We start from the raw sequence: 16,537 nt of genomic DNA on the forward strand, positions 1-16,537 counted from the left end.
CCCGGCGCCATCCGGGTCGCCACCAAGGTTGCAAATTGCGCCAGGTATTGGCAGACTGCCTGCATGTCCAATGCTCTCGGCATCCTCCCCTCAGCTGCTGCCCGAGCTGCGCCTGGGAAAGCGCCACGCGCGGCGACACCCATGGCCTTTGTGCAGGCGATGGTGGCGGCCTACGCGGCGCGGGGCCTGGATGCCACCGCCGCATTGCATCTGGCACAAATCACGCCAGATTCCGTGGCCCATTCCGGTGCGCGAATCACCGCCGCGCAGATGGAAGCCATGTCTGAAGCCGCGATGCGCGAGCTGGACGACGAGGCACTGGGCTGCTTTCGCCGCGCCCTGCCCTGGGGCAGCTACGGCATGCTGGCGCGCGCCTCGCTCTCGGCCCCCAGCCTGGGCGTGGCGCTCAAACGCTGGTGTCGCCACCACGCCCTGCTGACCGACGACGTGGCGCTGGCGCTGCACACCGAGGGCGACGCCGCCCGGCTGGCGCTCACGGCCGACCGCCAGCCCGGCGCGCTCACCGAGTTCTGCGTCGTCTCGGTGCTGCGCAATGTGCTGGGCCTGGCCTGCTGGCTGGTGGACTCGCGCATTCCGCTGCAGGGGGCCCGCTTCCCCTACCCCGAACCGGCACACGGCGACGCCTACCGCCTGCTGTTCGACGGCCCGGCCGAGTTCGACCAGCCCCATGCCGCCCTGCATCTGGATGCCCGCTACCTCGCGCTGCCGATCCGGCGCGACGAAGCCGCCATGAGCCAGATGCTGCAGCGCGCCCTGCCCCTAACGGTGCTGCCCTACCGGCGCGACCGCCTGCTGGTCCAGCGCGTGCGCCAGGCCCTGGTCAGCCAGCCACTGAACAGCCACAACGCCGACGAACTGGCCGCGCAGCTCAACCTGTCGGCCCGCACGCTGCACCGGCAACTGAAAGAAGAAGGCGCTTCACTGCAAACACTCAAAGACACGGTGCGCCGCGACCGCGCCACCGAGTTGCTGCAGCGCACGAACCGGCCGGTGAAGCAGGTGGCGCTGGCGGCCGGCTTCCGAAACGAAAAAAGCTTCATCCGCGCCTTCAAAGGCTGGACCGGGATGAGCCCTGGGGCTTGGCGCGAACAAGGGTGAGGTGCGGGGCTGCTGGTGTCGGCATGGAGCGGACCAACAAGCATGATCCGCAATGCGGTCTTCCGGCTCATGGGCGCTGGATTCCGCGGCCTTGTGCCGCCCTCCAACACAAACGCCCGCCCAGTAGACGCAAACCTGCTCGATCGGTAGGCTGCAACCAGAGAACCCGTTTGCGCACCTCCGACTCCAGAGACCGAACCAGCTGAAGAAGTGGCGCGCATCCTTGAAGTGCGTCACGTCGCCCGACGCAGCGGCCACCAGCGCGGTGGCGGTGAGCAGGCCTATGCCCGGAATGGAGAGCAGCGTGGTACACGTCGGGCTTAGACGGGCAAGAGCGGCGAGCTCGCGCTCGAGCTGGGCCATGCGCGCTTCTGGCAGGCGCCTGCCTTCATGCGAGACTTGCCAACCCCCTATCCCTGCAGGAGACCCGCGTGAAGATCGTCGAGATTCGTGAGAAGACCCTTCCCATCAGCAGCCCCATCCGCAACGCCTACATCGACTTCAGCAAGATGACGCTGAGCCTGGTAGCGGTGATCACCGACGTGATCCGCGACGGCAAACCGGTGGTGGGCTATGGCTTCAACTCCAACGGGCGCTACGGCCAGGGCACGCTGATGCGCGAACGCTTCATTCCGCGTGTGACCGAGGCCGCACCCGACTCGCTGCTGGACGCCAGCGGCAGCAACCTCGACCCGCACAAAGTCTGGCAGGCGATGTTCACCAATGAGAAGCCTGGCGGCCACGGCGAGCGCTCGGTGGCCATCGGCACGATCGACATGGCCGTGTGGGACGCGGTGGCCAAGATCGAAGGCAAGCCGCTGTTTCAGCTGCTGGCCGACCGCTATGGCAACGGCCAGCCCAACCGCAAGGTCTTCGTCTACGCCGCCGGCGGCTACTACTACCCAGGCCAGGACCACGGCAAGCTCAAAGACGAAATGCGCAGCTACATCGACCGCGGCTACACCGTGGTGAAAAAGAAGATCGGTGGCGCCTCGCTCGACGAAGACCTGCGCCGCATCGATTCAGTCCTGAGCGTGCTGCAGGACGGGCAGAAGCTGTGCGTCGATGCCAACGGCCGCTTCGATCTGGACACCGCCATCCAGTACGCCAAGGCGCTCTCGCAATACGACCTCTTCTGGTACGAAGAAGCGGGCGATCCGCTCGACTTCGAGCTGCAGGCCACGCTGCGCAACTACTACAAGAACCCCATGGCCACGGGCGAAAACCTGTTTTCCATGCAGGACGCGCGCAACCTCATCCGCCACGGCGGCATGCGGCCCGACCGCGACTGGCTGCAGTTTGACTGCGCGCTGAGTTACGGCCTGGTGGAGTACCTGCGCACGCTCGACATGCTCCGGGAACACGGCTGGTCGGCCAGCCGCTGCGTCCCGCACGGCGGGCACCAGATGTCGCTCAACATCGCCGCCGGCCTGGGCCTGGGCGGCAACGAGTCCTACCCCGACCTGTTCCAGCCCTTCGGCGGTTTTCCCGACGGCGTGAAGGTGGAAAACAGTTATGTCACCCTGCCCGACCACCTGCCGGGCATTGGCTTTGAGGGCAAAGCGGATTTGTACCGGGTGCTGAAGGCGCTGTCGGACTAGGGCCTGATCGCGGATCTCGCCGACTTCGTTGGCGGCGCCCGGATTCGCGCCGGGCTCAGGCGATCGGCATGCGCCTCAGTCCTGAACCGAGGACCACTTCTTTTGCCAGTTGGGCAACGCGAAGGCCGCCTGGTGCACATCTGCGTTGTAGTGCCGGCCCTCAAATGCTTTGACCGGCTTGCGCAAGGACACGCAATCCCGGCTGTACAGGAAAAATCCGAAATCGGCGCCAGGGTACAGCGGAATGTTGGTGTGATAGACCTCGATGTGCGGCAGCAGCCTGGTGCGCTGCATCACAGTCACCAGGTTGTCGCCATCACCACTCACCTCTTGCAGGAAATCCCCACCGCTTTGGGACAGGTAGATGCTGTCGGAGTCGAGGATGACGCCGGTCTCTGACACCAGGGACACCACTTCGGTGAGAAATTTTTCGGTGAAGAGGCAAGACGAAGGCCCCACCGGCTCGGTGAGGTCGAGCACGATCAGGTCGTAGCGCTGGCCGCTTTGCAGCGCCTGGCTGACATAGTTGGCCGCGTTGTCGATGACCAGCGTCACGCGGGGATCGTCGTAGTCGCCGTTGACGGCCAGGTATTCCTTGGCCAGCGCGATCACGCGCTGATCGATCTCGACCATGGTGACGCGGGTCACAAAGTCGTGTTTCAGGCTTTCGCGCAGGATGCCGCCGTCACCACCTCCGATGATGAGCACCGAAGCCTCCTTGCGTTCGCGGCCCAGCAGCGGCACATGCACCGCCATCTCGTGGTAGATGAATTCATCGGCCTGGCTGGCCTGGATGTAGCCATCGAGCACCAGCAAGCGGCCAAAGGACTGGTGGTCGTAGATTTCAATGCGCTGATACGGGCTTTGCTCCGAGTGCAACAGCTTCACCTCGACCGATGTGGTGATGCCGTGTCCATCCGACCGCTCGTGCCACCATTTGAATTCACTCATGGACTTCGCCTCTCAAAATTTCCTGAACGTCGGTACGCTCGGCCTCGAAGGCCTCACGCATGATGTCGATGCAAACCTCTGGCTGGGTGTTGCCGCACATGAAGACATCGAAAGCAGCAAAGCGACTTTCGGGCCAGGTGTGCACCGAGATATGGCTCTCAGCAAGCACCGCGACACCACTGACACCATCGGGCTCGAAGCGATGCAGGTGGATGTGCAGCAGCGTGGCTTTGGCTGCCTGCACGCAGCGGCGCAGGGTGTTTTCGATGTGAGCCAGGTCGCTGAGGTGCGACGCGCCATGCAGGTCGATCAGCAGGTGAACACCTGCGTAGCGTTTGCCGTTGCGGGTGATGAAATAGTCTTTTTCCGGTGACGACAGGGCACTGTCATGGCCGTGATCCGCGAGCTCCGTCTTCATCCCATCCTTTCGTGTTGGTGGCAGGTTCTGTTGATGAACCAATGCCTTGAGGATAGGCCAGACGGTTGCGTCGGTCGAGGCGCCGGGCGTGGGGCTGCAATTGGAGGGACTCGCGAGGCGCTGCCTTCAGCCCAAAGCCGCCGCCAGCTCGTCCATGTGGCGAAACACCCGCGTCAGGCGCATGCCGTCAAACGCTCGTCCATGCCCGGCCGGGCAGTAGCCCCACACTGTGGCGCCGGCGGCGAGGCCGGCCTGTGCGCCGGTGGCGGTGTCTTCGATCACCAGGCAGCGCGCCGGGTCAGCGCCCAGGTGCGTGGCAGCGGCCAGGTAGACGTCGGGGTGTGGCTTGGAGCGCGGCAGGTCGTGGCCGCTGAAGATGCGGTCTTCGAAGTACGGCGCCATGCCGGCCATGTGAATCTGCATCACGACCTTGGGCCGGTCGGCGCCGGAGGCGCAGGCGATGCGGCCTGCCGTGTGGCGGTGGGCGGCGATCACGGCTTGCAATGCGCCGTCCATGGCGCGCAGTTCGGCGCGCAGGCGTTGGTCGCGGCGAGCATAAAAGGCGCGCATCCACGCCTCAGTGAGCGGCTGGCCGGTCTCGGCTTCGATGCGCGCACGTTCGTCGCGCACCGCCTTGCCGATGAAGATCTGCATGCACTCGGACTGGCTGATGGCCCAGCCCGATTCGTTCAGCACATCGCGCAGCACGCCGTTGGTGATGGGCTCGCTGTCCACCAGCACGCCATCGCAGTCGAACAGCACCGCATCAAACACCAGGCTCACAACAGGTCTCCATCCACATACAGCCACTGCCCGGCTTCGCGCACAAACCGGCTGCGCTCATGCAGCCGCTGCGCCCGCCCGGCGAGGCGCGAGCGGGCGACAAACTCGACTTCGGCGCGCTCGGCATCCAGCGCCTGATGAGCCCGCACCTCCAGCCCCAGCCACTTGACGCCGGCATCCAGCAACAGCTCGGCAGGTCGCGTTCTCGGGTGCCAGGTGGACAGCAGGTAGGGCGCCAGGCCCAGGGTGTAGGCGGTGTAGCGCGAGCGCATGAGCCGCTCTGCGTCGGGCGCCAGCGACTCGCCGCCGAGGTAACGGCCGCAACAGTCGGCGAGCGCCAGCGCGCGGCCGCGCGGATCACGCTGGCCACAAGGGCACTCGACCGGCACCGGCACACGCATCAAGGCGTCAGCCTTTGCGCGCGGCGTGGGCGGCTTTGTGGGCTTCGAGTGTTTCGGTCGGAGCGCCGGCCTTGAGCCAGGCACCAAAGCCACCGTCCACATGAGCGACGTTGCTCATGCCCATGTCTTGCAGCGCCTGCGCGGCCAGCGCGCTGCGCCAGCCGGCGCCGCAGAACAGCACGAACTCTTTGCTCTCGTCGCCAAACACCGGCTTGAAATAAGGCGAGGCGGGATCCACCCAGAACTCCAGCATGCCGCGCGGCGCCAGCACCGCCCCGGGTACCGTGCCCTCGCGCTCCAGCTCGCGCACATCGCGAATGTCCACCAGCTGCAAACGCGGGTCCTTGCCCAGGCGCTCGCGCACCTGGTCCACCGTGTAGGTGGTGATGTTGGCAGTGGCTTCGTCCACCAGCTGGCGGGAGGATTTGGTGATGGGCATGTAGAGATGGTACCCCGCGCGCCGGCTTCGCCGTCACCCCCCAAGGGGCGACGCTGGTCGTCCGGCAAAGCCGGCCCGACGGCGTCCTGGGATCAAGCGGCCTGCATACCGCTTGAAGCGCGCTTGTGGCGCGCAGACGGCGCGGGGGTGTCGTTTCGCCGCCGGGCCGCCCCAAGGCGAAACAGCCCCCTCGGGAGGCAGCGACCCGCGCAGCGGCGGAGCGTTGGGGTCATCACTTCCTCCAGAACTGCGATGTCAGCAGCACCAGCACCGACAACAGCTCCAGCCGCCCCAGCAGCATGGCAAAGGTGAGCACCCAGAGCTGGAATTCGGTGAGCACGCCGTAGTTGCTGGACGGGCCAACCAGACCCAGGCCCGGACCGATGTTGTTCACGGTGGCCACCACGGCCGAAAACGCGGTCACCAAGTCCAGGCCTGTCAGCAGCATGATGAAGGTCAGCCCCATGGTGGCCGCGCCATAGATGAGCATGAAACCGAAGGTGGCGGTCATGACGGAGATTGGCACCACCGAACCGCCCAGCGTGACCGGGTTGACCACGCGCGGGTGCACGATGCGCACCAGCTCGCGTCGAGCCTGCTTGATGAGCAGGATCATGCGGATCATCTTGATGCCGCCACCCGTAGAACCAGCGCAGGACACAAAGCTGCCCAGGAAGAGCAGCAGGATGGGCACAAACACCGGCCAGGTGGCGTAGTCGGTGGAGGCGTAGCCGGTGGTGGTGGCCAGCGAGACCACATGGAAGGCGCTGATGCGAATGGCTTCACCGAGGTCGGGATGAACCTCGTGAACCAGGAGCAAGACCACCACCAGCACCACCGAGCCGACCAGCACGCCCACATAGTTGCTGATCTCGCGATCGTGCAGGAGCGGTCGAAGCGAGCGGCTGCGCAAGACGATGAAATAGCGCAGGAAGTTGATGCCGGCCAGCGCCATGAACACGATGGCGACCCACTCGACAGCGGGCGAGTTGAAATAGCCGATGCTGGCGTCGTGCGACGAAAAGCCGCCCAGGCCCATGGTGGAGCACATGTGCATGAAGGCATCGGCCCAGCTCATGCCAGCCCAACGGTAGGCCAGGAAGCAGGCCAGCGAAAAAGCGAAGTACACAGCCCACAGACCGCGCGCGGTTTCCGCAATCCGCGGGGTGAACTTGGAGTCCTTCATGGGCCCGGGGGTCTCGGCCTTGTAGACCTGGAAGCCACCCAGCCCGAGCATGGGCAGCACCGCCACCACCAGCAGCATGATGCCCAGACCACCCAGGTACTGCAGGAAGCAGCGCCAGATATTGATCGACACCGGGAGCGCATCCAGCCCGCTGAGCGCGGTGGCGCCGGTGGCAGTGAGCGCGCTCATGGCTTCGAAATAGGCCTTGATCCAGGTGATGTCGGGCACGGTGTACATCAGCGGCAGCGCGGCGTAGGCAGGCAGCACCAGCCACACCATGTTGACCAGCAAGAAACCATCGCGCGGCTGCAGCTCGCGGCGATGTTTGCGGGTCAGCACCCAGAGCAGAAGCCCGCTGCCCAGCGTGAGGCCGAAGCAGACCTCCCACAAGAGCGCGTGTTCACTGGCGTCGAGCGCCAGCGCCCAGCCCAGCGGAACAAAAAACGCTGGCGAAAACGCCACCAGAATGCGGGCAAAGACCGCGAGGACAGGCAACAGGCTGTACATGCGCTGGGGCTGGCTCAGCCGAAGAAGGTCGCGCCGACCTGAAACAGCTTCTCCACCTCACGCACCTGGCGCTTGTTGGGGATGAAGATGATGATGTGGTCGTCAGCCTCGATCAGCGTGTCGTGGTGCGGCATCAGCACCTGCCCGTCGCGGCCTTCGCCGCGCACGATGGCGCCGATGGCGGCGCCCTTGGGCAGCTTGATTTCCTCGACGCGGCGGCCCACCAGTTTGGAGGTTTTCACATCGCCGCGCGCCACGCCCTCCAGCGCCTCGGCGGTGCCGCGGCGCAGGCTGTGCACCGCCGCCACGTCACCCCGCCGCAGGTGCGCCAGCAGCTCGCCGATGACGGTCTGCGCCGGCGAGATCGCGATGTCGATGGTGCTGCCCTGCATCATGTCGGCGTAGGCGCGGCGGTTGATGAGCGAGAGCACCCGCCCCGCACCGAGCCGCTTGGCCAGCATGGCCGACATGATGTTGTCTTCGTCGTCGCTGGTGAGCGCGAGAAACATGTCCATCATGCCGACGTTTTCGTCTTGCAGCAGGTCTTCGTCGGCGCCATCGCCCTGCAGCACCAGGACAGATGACGGCAGCTGGCTGGCCAGGTATTCGCAGCGCTTGGGATCGCGCTCGATGATCTTGACCTCGCAATGGTCGACCAGGCTGCGCGCCAGCCGCAGGCCGACCCGACCGCCGCCGGCGATCATGAGACGCTGCACCGGTTTGTCGATGTTGTGGATGGCACCGAGCACCTGGCGGATCTTGCGCGAGTCGGCCAGCAGAAACACCTCGTCGCCTGGCAGGATGCGGGTGCTCGGCTTGGGATCCATCTCGGTGTCGAGCCGATACAGTGCCACCACGCGCATCTCGGCGTGGGGAATGCGCTCGCGCAGCTCCGCAATCGTGTGGCCCACACCCGCCCCGCCTGAGGCCGCCCGCACCACCGTGAGGCAGGCGCGCTGCTGCGAAAACTCCACCACCTGCAAGGCTTCGGGGTAGCTGATGAGCTGGCGGATGTAGCGGGTGACCGATTCTTCAGGGCAGATCACGTGGTCTACCGCGAAGCCGGTCTTGCCCAGCAGCTCCTCGCCCTCAACGAATTCGGACGAACGCAAGCGGGCGATGGTGTTGGGCACGTTGAACACGTCGTGCGCCACCTTGCAGACGACCAGGTTCGACTCGTCGCTGGCGGCACAGGCGATCACCATGTCGGCGTCCTTCGCCCCTGCCTCTCTCAGCACAGAGGGCTGGATGCCGTTGCCGACCACACCGCGCAGGTCGAAACGCTCCTCCAGCTTGCGCAGGCGCGACGCATTGGTGTCGATAACGGTGATGTCGTTCTGCTCCGAGGCCAGGCTTTCGGCCACACTTTCACCAACACGACCAGCGCCCAGGATGATGATGTTCATGCTGGAATTATCTCCCCCCCCGCGCCGCCTGCGGCGTCACCCCCCAGGGGGCGATGCTGGCCGACCGGCAGAGCCGGATCGGCGGCATCCTGAGATCAAGCGGCCTGCGGACCGCTTGAAGCGCGCCGCTGGCGCGCGAGGCGCCCGTGTTGAGCGGTCCGCAGGCCGCTCAACCCAAGGGCACCGCGGAACCGGCTTCGCCGGGCCGCCAGTGCCGCCCCCTGGGGGGTGACGCCGCAGGCGGCGCAGGGGGAGCCTTCTACAGCGCCCTCTGAATGATGATCTTCTGCACGTCGCTCGTGCCTTCGTAGATCTGGCACACGCGCACATCTCGGTAGATGCGCTCGACCGGGAAGTCGCTCACGTAGCCGTAGCCGCCATGGATCTGGATCGCCTGGGAGCAGACGGTTTCGGCCATTTCGCTGGCCAGCAGCTTGGCCATGGCGGCCTCTTTCAGGCAGGGCTGCCCGGCGTCGCGCAGGGCGGCGGCGTGGTGGGTGAGCGCGCGGGCGGCCTCGATTTGCGTGGCCATCTCGGCCAGCTTGAAACCCACGGCCTGGTGCTGGAAGATGGGCTGGCCAAAGCTCTCGCGCTGTTTGGCGTAGGTCACGGCACAGTCGAAGGCGGCGCGCGCCATGCCGATGGCCTGCGACGCGATGCCGATGCGCCCGCCTTCCAGCGCCGACAGAGCGATCTTGTAGCCCTCTCCCTCTTGGCCGATCAGGTTCTCGGCGGGGATGCGGCAGTCCTCGAAGCGGATTTGGGCGGTGTCGCTGCTGTGCTGGCCGAGCTTGTCTTCCAGGCGGTCGACGATGTAGCCCGGGGTGTCGGTGGGCACCACGAAAGCGCTCATGCCTTTTTTCCCGGCGCCTTTGTCGGTCACCGCGATCACGATGGCCAGGTGCCCGTTTTTCCCACTGGTGATGAACTGCTTCACGCCATTGATCACGTAGTCACCGCCCTGCCGAACGGCGGTGGTGCGAAGCGACGACGCATCCGACCCGGCCTGCGGCTCGGTCAGGCAGAAGGCACCCAGCATGCGGCCCGCCGCCAGCGGACGCAGCCAGGCCTCCTGCTGCTGGGCATTTCCGTATCGCAGCAAGATGGCGTTGACCGGGCAGTTGGTCACGCTGATGGCGGTGCTGGTGCCGCCATCACCCGCCGCGATCTCTTCCAGCACCACGGCCAGCGTGAGGTAATCCAGCCCGGCGCCGCCGAGGGCCTCGGGCACGCAGATGCCGTAGGCGCCCAGCTCGGCCAGGCCCTGGTGCACCGCCTTTGGAAAGTGGTGTTCCTTGTCCCAGGTCGCGGCATGCGGCCACAGCTGTTCCTGGGCAAAGGCGCGCACCGCGTCGCGGATCATGAGTTGGTCTTGGTTCAGCAGCATGGGTGTCCTCAGCAAATTCGGGGAAAGTGGCGACTCACCACGTCGCGGCGCGGCGGCCGTCGTGGTGGATCAGCCGACCGTTGTCTTCGGGGGTCAGGGTGGCGATCACCTGGCGCAGGCCTCGCACGCTGTCTTGCACCGTGAGCGCAGCGCCGCTGCCGCCCATGTCGGTCTGCACCCAACCTGGGTCCAGCGCCACCAGGCGGGCGCCCGGGTAATCGAAGCGTGCGCTGGCCAGCGCCATGTTGAGCGCGGCCTTGCTCACCCGGTACAGCCAGGCGTTGCTGGCTGGCACCAGGCCAATCTGGCTCATGCTGCTGGAGAGCACGCCGAACAAGCCGCCCGCAGCCTGCACGCCGGGCAACACCTGGGGCATGGCCTGCATGGCACCGAGCACATTGGCGTGCATCACCCGGTCGAATGCGGCCTGGGTTGGCGGCATGGTGGCCGACGCGCGATCCATCACACCTGCCACGTAAAGCGCCACGTCCAGCTTTTCGCCATCGAGTTGCCAGGCCAGGCCGCTCACGCTGGCGCTGTCGGCCACGTCCAGGCGCAGCGCCTCGGCACCCAGTGTCTGCAAGCGGGCCAAGTCGGCGTCGCTGCGTGCGGTGGCGATCACGCGATCACCCGCCGCCCGGTACTGGTTGACCAGTTCCAGGCCGATGCCGCGCGATGCGCCGAGGATGAGGATGGTGCTCATGAAGTGAAAGGCAGTTAGGTCAAGGCCACCGCGGAACCGGCTCCGCCGGGCCGCCAGTGGCGCCCCCTTGAGGGGGTCGCGCGAAGCGCGGCGGGGGTGTTACAGCATCTCCACCGCCATCGCCGTGGCCTCACCACCGCCGATGCACAGCGTGGCGATGCCCTTTTTGCCGCCGCTGGCCTTCAGCGCGTGCAGCAGCGTGACGAGAATGCGCGCGCCGGAAGCGCCGATGGGGTGACCCAGCGCGCAGGCGCCGCCGTTCACGTTCACCTTGTCGTGCGGGATGCTCAGCTCGGTCATCAGCGCCATGGGCACAACGGCAAAAGCCTCGTTGATTTCCCACAGGTCGACATCGGCCACAGCCCAGCCGGTCTTGGCCAGCAGCTTCTGCGTGGCCCCCACTGGAGCGGTGGCGAACCAGTTGGGCTCCTGGGCATGCGTGCTGTGCGCCACGATGCGCGCCAGCGGCTTGAGGCCCTGGGCCTGGGCGGTGGATTCGCGCATGAGCACCAGCGCGGCCGCGCCGTCGTTGATGCTGGAGCTGGACGCGGCAGTGATCGTGCCGCCATCTTTCTTGAACGCCGGCTTGAGGCTGGGGATCTTGTCCAGCTTGACCTTGCCCGGTCCCTCGTCGATGCCGATCACGCGCTCACCGCTGCGGTCCTTGACCGTGACCGCTGCGATCTCGGCAGCAAAGGCGCCGGACTCCGTAGCGGCTTTGGCGCGCGTCACCGAGGCGATGGCGAACGCGTCCTGCTGATCGCGCGTGAAGCTGTATTTGGCGGCGCAGTCTTCGCCAAAGGTGCCCATGGAGCGACCGGGCTCGTAGGCGTCTTCCAGGCCGTCGAGCATCATGTGATCGAAGATGCGGTCGTGGCCCATCCGGTAGCCGCTGCGCCCCTTGAGCATGAGGTAGGGCGCGTTGGTCATGCTCTCCATGCCGCCGGCCACCATCACGGTGGCGCTGCCGGCCAGCAGCATGTCGTGCGCCAGCATGGTGGCCTTCATGCCCGAGCCGCACATCTTGGACAGCGTCACCGCGCCGGCCGACAGCGGCAAGCCGCCCTTGATCGCAGCCTGGCGCGCTGGCGCCTGGCCCTGGCCTGCCATCAGGCAGTTGCCGAACAACACCTCGTCAACGAGTTCAGGCTTGACACCCGCACGCTCGACCGCCGCCCGGATGGCGACGCCGCCCAGGTCGTGCGCCGACTGGGACGCGAAATCGCTCTGGAACGAGCCCATGGGGGTGCGGGCAGCGCCCACGATGACCACAGGATCAGATGAATTAGGGCTCATGAAAGGTCTCCTTGGAGATTCGAGGGGTTGAGACAGGGATTCAAGTCAGGCGGGCAGGTCGTGCTGGCCATCAACATGCAGGCGGCGCTCACGCTCGTAAGGGAAAACGTCGTGCACATGGCCAGCCGCAATGCGGTCTTTGTGCAACTGCCAGAACTCGACATCGAGCAAATCAGCGTGGTACTTCATGAATTCCTGGCGCACCAGCGGATTGCCCAGCAGGAAGGGGCCGAAGGTTTCGGGGAACACATCGTTCTTGGCCACGCTGTACCAGACCTCGCCCGACATCTCGTCTTCCTCGTTGCGCGGCTCGGGCACGCGGCGGAAGTTGCAATCGGTGATGTACTCGATTTCGTCGTAGTCGTAGAACACGACCTTTCCGTGGCGGGTGATGCCGAAGTTTTTCCACAGCATGTCGCCAGGAAAAATGTTGGCCGCCACCAGGTCTTTGATGGCGTTACCGTACTCGACCACTGCGCGCGTCAGCTGCTCGCGAGCGCGTTGCAGCGACAGGTCGTCTGCCCCTGCCGACTGCAGCGTGTCAAAGGCTTCCTGCAGGTAGATGTTGAGCGGGATCATGCGCCGCTCGATGTACACGTGCTTGATGATGACTTCGATGGTGCCATCGCCGTCACGGTCGCTGATCTCGAGCTGGCTGGGCGCAAACTTCTGGATCTCGGCGATCAGCTCGTCGGTGAAACGATCATGTGGGAAGCCCACTTCGGAAAACTCCAGTGTGTCGGCCATGCGTCCCACCCGGTCGTGGTGCTTGACCAGCTGGTACTTGCCACGAATCTGTTCTCTGGAGGTGTCTTTCTGCGGCGGGTAAAAGTCCTTGATGACTTTGAACACGAACGGGTAGCTGGGCAGGTCAAACACCAGCATCACCATGCCCTTGATGCCGGGCGCGATGCGGAACTTGTCGGTGCTGTGCCGCATGTGGAACAGGAAGTCTCGGTAGAACAGCGTCTTGCCCTGCTTGGCCAGACCGAGTGCGTTGTAGAACTCGGCGCGCGGCTTGCGCGGCATCATGCTGCGCAAGAACTGCACATAGGCGCTGGGGATCTCCATGTCGACCATGAAGTAGGCGCGCGCAAACGAAAACACCAGCAGCAGGTCGTCCTCGCCAAACAGCGCCGCGTCGATCTCCAGCTTGCCTTCGGGGTTGTGCAGGATGGGCAGGGCAAACGGCACGTCCTGAAAACCGTTGATGATCTTGCCCACCACATAGGCGCCCTTGTTGCGGAAGAACAGGCTGGAGAGGACCTGGAACTGGAAGTTGGCGCGCAGCTTGACGTGGTCAAACTGCTGCTTCATCGCCGCCAGCACCAGCGCGGTATCGCGCTCCAGGTCTTCGAACGGCACGCGCAATTCGAAGTCCTGGATCATGCGCAGCACCTCGGTCTGCATGGTGTCGGCCTTGGGGTAATAGCAGCGGTAAGTCGGCCTGGCGTCGGGCTCTTCGTTTTCGATGTATTCGGTGGAGACGGCCGGGCGCACGAAGATGAAATCGTTCTGGAAATAGGCGCGGCGCAGGATCTTGGTGGTGACCGAGTTGAAAAAAGTCTCGGCGGTTTCGGGCTGGTGGTGGTTCACCAGCAGGCCGATGTAGTGCAGCTTCACCTGCTCCCACACCTCCATCGGTCGCTCACCGGCACCGAACTCCTTGATCAGGCGTTTGACGCACTCGTTCACCCTCAGATCGTAGAACTCGATGCGTTCGCGTTGCGCGCGCTGCTGACCGCGCCAGTCGCGGGTCTCAAACCGGTGTTTGGCGCGCGCCGATTCGGTCCGGAACAGCTTGTAGTGGCGGTTGAAGCCGTCCAGCATCGCCTTGGCGATGTCAAAAGCCACGGAAGAGTCGAGTCGTTGCGGGGCCATGGTGGACAGTCTGCTGGAGTCGCCTAAGCCAGGTCAGCTTCGGGTGCGCTGCGCCACTGCAGCTACCGCGCGGGCGTGGGTTTCTGCCAGCACGTCTTCGCCGCGGATCACCATGTGCAGGTCCTGCAGCAGGCCATCGCTCAGACCGTAGACCCAGCCGTGCAGGGTGAGCGGCTGGCCACGAGCCCAGGCGTCTTGCACGACGGTGGTGTGTGCCACGTTCATCACCTGCTCGATCACGTTGAGCTCACACAGCGCGTCGAGCCGGTGCCGCTCGGCCAGCTCGGCGAGCAGGCCGGCATGGCGGTCGCGCACGTCCTTGATATGGCGCAGCCAGTTGTCGGCCAGGCCCACCCGGGTGTTGTTGAGCGCCGCCTTCACGCCACCGCAACCGAAGTGGCCGACCACCATCAGGTGTTCGACCTTGAGCATGTCGACCGCGAACTGGATGGTGGACAGGCAGTTCAGATCGGTGGGCACCACCACATTGGCGATGTTGCGGTGCACGAAGACCTCACCCGGCTCCAGGCCCGTGATCTGGTTGGCTGGCACGCGGCTGTCGGAGCAACCGATCCACATGTAGCGCGGCGTCTGTTGTTCGGACAGGCGCGTGAAAAACCCTGGCCGCTCGGCCTCCATCTGGGCCGCCCAGGTGCGGTTGTGGGCCAGCAGGCTGCGCAGCGGCATTACATGGTTTCCGAGAACAGCTCACGGCCGATCAGCATGCGGCGGATCTCGCTGGTGCCTGCGCCGATCTCGTAGAGCTTGGCGTCGCGCCAGAGGCGACCCAGCGGGTACTCGTTGATGTAGCCGTTGCCACCAAAGATCTGGATGCCCTCGCCGGCCATCCAGGTGGCCTTCTCGGCTGTCCAGAGAATGACGGAGGCGCAATCCTTGCGCACCTGGCGCACGTGTTCGGAGCCCAGCAGATCGAGGTTTTTCGCCACCGTGTAGGCAAAGGCACGCGCGGCCTGCTGAACCGTGTACATGTCGGCCACCTTGCCCTGGATGAGCTGGAACTCGCCGATGCTCTGGCCAAACTGTTTGCGGTCGTGGATGTAGGGCACGATGTTGTCCATCACCGATTGCATGATGCCCAGCGGGCCGCCAGAGAGCACGGCGCGCTCGTAGTCCAGCCCGCTCATGAGCACCTTGGCACCCAGGTTGAGGCCCCCCAGGATGTTCTCGGCCGGCACTTCGACGTTTTCAAACACCAGCTCGCCGGTGTGGCTGCCGCGCATGCCGAGCTTGTCGAGCTTTTGCGCGATGGAGAAGCCCTTCATGCCCTTTTCGATCAGGAATGCGGTCACGCCACGCGCGCCCAGCTCGGGCTCGCTCTTGGCGTAGACCACCAGGGTGTCGGCGTCCGGGCCGTTGGTGATCCACATCTTGCTGCCGTTGAGCAGGTAGTAGCCGCCCTTGTCCTCGGCCTTGAGCTTCATGCTGATGACGTCCGAGCCGGCGCCGGGCTCGCTCATGGCCAGCGCCCCCACGTGTTCACCGCTGATCAGCCTGGGCAGGTACTTCGCCTTCTGAGCGGCGTTGCCGTTGCGGTTGATCTGGTTCACGCACAGGTTGCTGTGCGCGCCGTAGGACAGGCCCACCGAGGCGCTGGCGCGGCTGATTTCCTCCATGGCCACCATGTGCGCCAGGTAGCCCATGCCGGCGCCGCCGTCGGCCTCGGGCACCGTGATGCCCAGCACGCCCAGATCGCCCATCTTGCGCCAGAGGTCCATGGGGAACTGGTCGCTGCGGTCGATCTCCTCAGCGCGCGGCGCGATCTCGGCCTGCGCGAAGTCGCGCACCGCGTCGCGCAGCGCGTCGATGTCTTCACCCAGTTGAAAATTGATGCCGGGCAGGTTGTTCATCGGTGTTGTCTCCTGAAATGAAAAGGCCTCAGCCCTGGATGTTGTCCCGGCCGATCACCGCCATGAGCGTACAGCCCATGGTGGCGATCAGCCTCTCTTGACCCGCTTCGATGGCGTAGGCCTGACCCTCGCACACGGTCACGGTACGGCCTGGCTTGATCACGTTGCCCACCATGCGAAAGGTCTCACCCTTGGCCGGCGCCAGCAGGTTGATCTTGAACTCGATGGTGAGCACGGCCGCATGGGCCGGCATCAGCGAAAACCCGGCGTAGCCGCAGGCCGAGTCCAGAGCGGTGGACACCATGCCAGCATGCAGAAAGCCATGCTGCTGGGTCAGCGGCTCGGACCAGGGCAGCGTGATCTCGACCTGCCCTGGTCGCACGGCGGCGAGCGAGGCGCCCAAGGTGCGCATGGCGGCCTGGCGCTCGAAGCTGGCGCGCACACGCTGGACGTAGTCGGGATCTCGGGGTTCAAAAACAGGCAGGTGCAAGGTGTGTCCTGGGCGGGTCGCGGGATCACGTCTCCGCAGGTTGCGGGAATTGACGTTTACGTAAACGTCAATTATGGCCCAAGTGGACTGGTCCGACCAAG

At 65.3% G+C, this 16,537-nt stretch carries 16 protein-coding genes and 1 pseudogene; 2 read left to right on the plus strand and 15 right to left on the minus strand.

The window, feature by feature from the left end; all coding sequences use genetic code 11:
• Positions 1 to 63 precede the first annotated feature (63 nt).
• Positions 64 to 1,119 carry an AraC family transcriptional regulator gene (locus tag QUV25_RS15275; RefSeq protein WP_300865191.1) on the plus strand — a complete coding sequence of 352 codons (1,056 nt, stop codon included), beginning with the start codon at positions 64 to 66 and terminating at the stop codon, positions 1,117 to 1,119.
• 177 nt (positions 1,120 to 1,296) lie between these two features.
• Here the strand turns inward: QUV25_RS15275 and QUV25_RS15280 are convergent.
• Positions 1,297 to 1,500: pseudogene (locus QUV25_RS15280) on the minus strand (transposase); the annotation flags it as partial.
• Between the two features lie 50 nt (positions 1,501 to 1,550).
• On the opposite strand from QUV25_RS15280, the gene QUV25_RS15285 reads away from it, so the two are divergent.
• A complete protein-coding gene (locus QUV25_RS15285; protein WP_300865192.1) occupies positions 1,551 to 2,720 on the plus strand; it encodes a mandelate racemase/muconate lactonizing enzyme family protein in 1,170 nt (389 codons plus the stop codon).
• 75 nt (positions 2,721 to 2,795) lie between these two features.
• On the opposite strand, the gene QUV25_RS15290 is transcribed toward QUV25_RS15285, so the two are convergent.
• The 14 genes from QUV25_RS15290 to QUV25_RS15355 all read right to left on the minus strand — a co-directional run bounded on the left by QUV25_RS15290 (position 2,796) and on the right by QUV25_RS15355 (position 16,436).
• The gene (locus tag QUV25_RS15290; RefSeq protein WP_300865193.1) at positions 2,796 to 3,671 is read right to left on the minus strand and encodes a hypothetical protein; all 876 of its coding nucleotides are present in this window, start codon (positions 3,669 to 3,671) and stop codon (positions 2,796 to 2,798) included.
• On the minus strand, positions 3,664 to 4,131 hold the full coding sequence (speD, locus tag QUV25_RS15295) for an adenosylmethionine decarboxylase (RefSeq protein WP_300865194.1): 468 nt from the start codon (positions 4,129 to 4,131) through the stop codon (positions 3,664 to 3,666). The genes QUV25_RS15290 and speD overlap by 8 nt, the downstream gene beginning before the upstream one ends.
• A gap of 84 nt (positions 4,132 to 4,215) precedes the next feature.
• Positions 4,216 to 4,866 (minus strand): HAD family phosphatase, encoded by a 651-nt coding sequence (locus QUV25_RS15300; RefSeq protein WP_300865253.1) that lies wholly within the window; start codon positions 4,864 to 4,866, stop codon positions 4,216 to 4,218.
• Between the two features lie 2 nt (positions 4,867 to 4,868).
• Positions 4,869 to 5,273 (minus strand): YchJ family metal-binding protein, encoded by a 405-nt coding sequence (locus QUV25_RS15305; protein ID WP_300865255.1) that lies wholly within the window; start codon positions 5,271 to 5,273, stop codon positions 4,869 to 4,871.
• Positions 5,274 to 5,280: 7 nt separating this feature from the next.
• Positions 5,281 to 5,712 carry a rhodanese-like domain-containing protein gene (locus QUV25_RS15310; RefSeq protein WP_300865195.1) on the minus strand — a complete coding sequence of 144 codons (432 nt, stop codon included), beginning with the start codon at positions 5,710 to 5,712 and terminating at the stop codon, positions 5,281 to 5,283.
• A 232-nt stretch (positions 5,713 to 5,944) separates the two neighbouring features.
• Complete coding sequence (locus tag QUV25_RS15315; RefSeq protein WP_300865197.1) at positions 5,945 to 7,405, minus strand: potassium transporter TrkG; 1,461 nt, start codon at positions 7,403 to 7,405, stop codon at positions 5,945 to 5,947.
• Between the two features lie 14 nt (positions 7,406 to 7,419).
• Positions 7,420 to 8,811 (minus strand): Trk system potassium transporter TrkA, encoded by a 1,392-nt coding sequence (trkA, locus tag QUV25_RS15320; RefSeq protein ID WP_300865199.1) that lies wholly within the window; start codon positions 8,809 to 8,811, stop codon positions 7,420 to 7,422.
• Positions 8,812 to 9,070: 259 nt separating this feature from the next.
• Positions 9,071 to 10,198 (minus strand): acyl-CoA dehydrogenase family protein, encoded by a 1,128-nt coding sequence (locus QUV25_RS15325; RefSeq protein ID WP_300865200.1) that lies wholly within the window; start codon positions 10,196 to 10,198, stop codon positions 9,071 to 9,073.
• Between the two features lie 34 nt (positions 10,199 to 10,232).
• On the minus strand, positions 10,233 to 10,901 hold the full coding sequence (locus tag QUV25_RS15330) for an SDR family oxidoreductase (protein WP_300865201.1): 669 nt from the start codon (positions 10,899 to 10,901) through the stop codon (positions 10,233 to 10,235).
• A 99-nt stretch (positions 10,902 to 11,000) separates the two neighbouring features.
• Positions 11,001 to 12,197, minus strand: coding sequence for an acetyl-CoA C-acyltransferase (locus QUV25_RS15335; RefSeq protein ID WP_300865203.1), 1,197 nt, complete (start codon positions 12,195 to 12,197; stop codon positions 11,001 to 11,003).
• A 45-nt stretch (positions 12,198 to 12,242) separates the two neighbouring features.
• Complete coding sequence (aceK, locus tag QUV25_RS15340; protein ID WP_300865204.1) at positions 12,243 to 14,078, minus strand: bifunctional isocitrate dehydrogenase kinase/phosphatase; 1,836 nt, start codon at positions 14,076 to 14,078, stop codon at positions 12,243 to 12,245.
• A gap of 33 nt (positions 14,079 to 14,111) precedes the next feature.
• The gene (gene can / locus QUV25_RS15345) at positions 14,112 to 14,765 is read right to left on the minus strand and encodes a carbonate dehydratase (protein WP_300865205.1); all 654 of its coding nucleotides are present in this window, start codon (positions 14,763 to 14,765) and stop codon (positions 14,112 to 14,114) included.
• On the minus strand, positions 14,765 to 15,946 hold the full coding sequence (locus tag QUV25_RS15350; RefSeq protein ID WP_300865206.1) for an isovaleryl-CoA dehydrogenase: 1,182 nt from the start codon (positions 15,944 to 15,946) through the stop codon (positions 14,765 to 14,767). Before QUV25_RS15350 ends, can begins: the two co-directional genes overlap by 1 nt.
• 28 nt (positions 15,947 to 15,974) lie before the next feature.
• The gene (locus QUV25_RS15355) at positions 15,975 to 16,436 is read right to left on the minus strand and encodes a PaaI family thioesterase (RefSeq protein WP_300865208.1); all 462 of its coding nucleotides are present in this window, start codon (positions 16,434 to 16,436) and stop codon (positions 15,975 to 15,977) included.
• Positions 16,437 to 16,537: the final 101 nt, after the last annotated feature.

This window comes from Hydrogenophaga sp. (genome assembly GCF_030373245.1).
In the GTDB taxonomy this organism is placed as follows: Bacteria; Pseudomonadota; Gammaproteobacteria; order Burkholderiales; family Burkholderiaceae_C; genus Hydrogenophaga.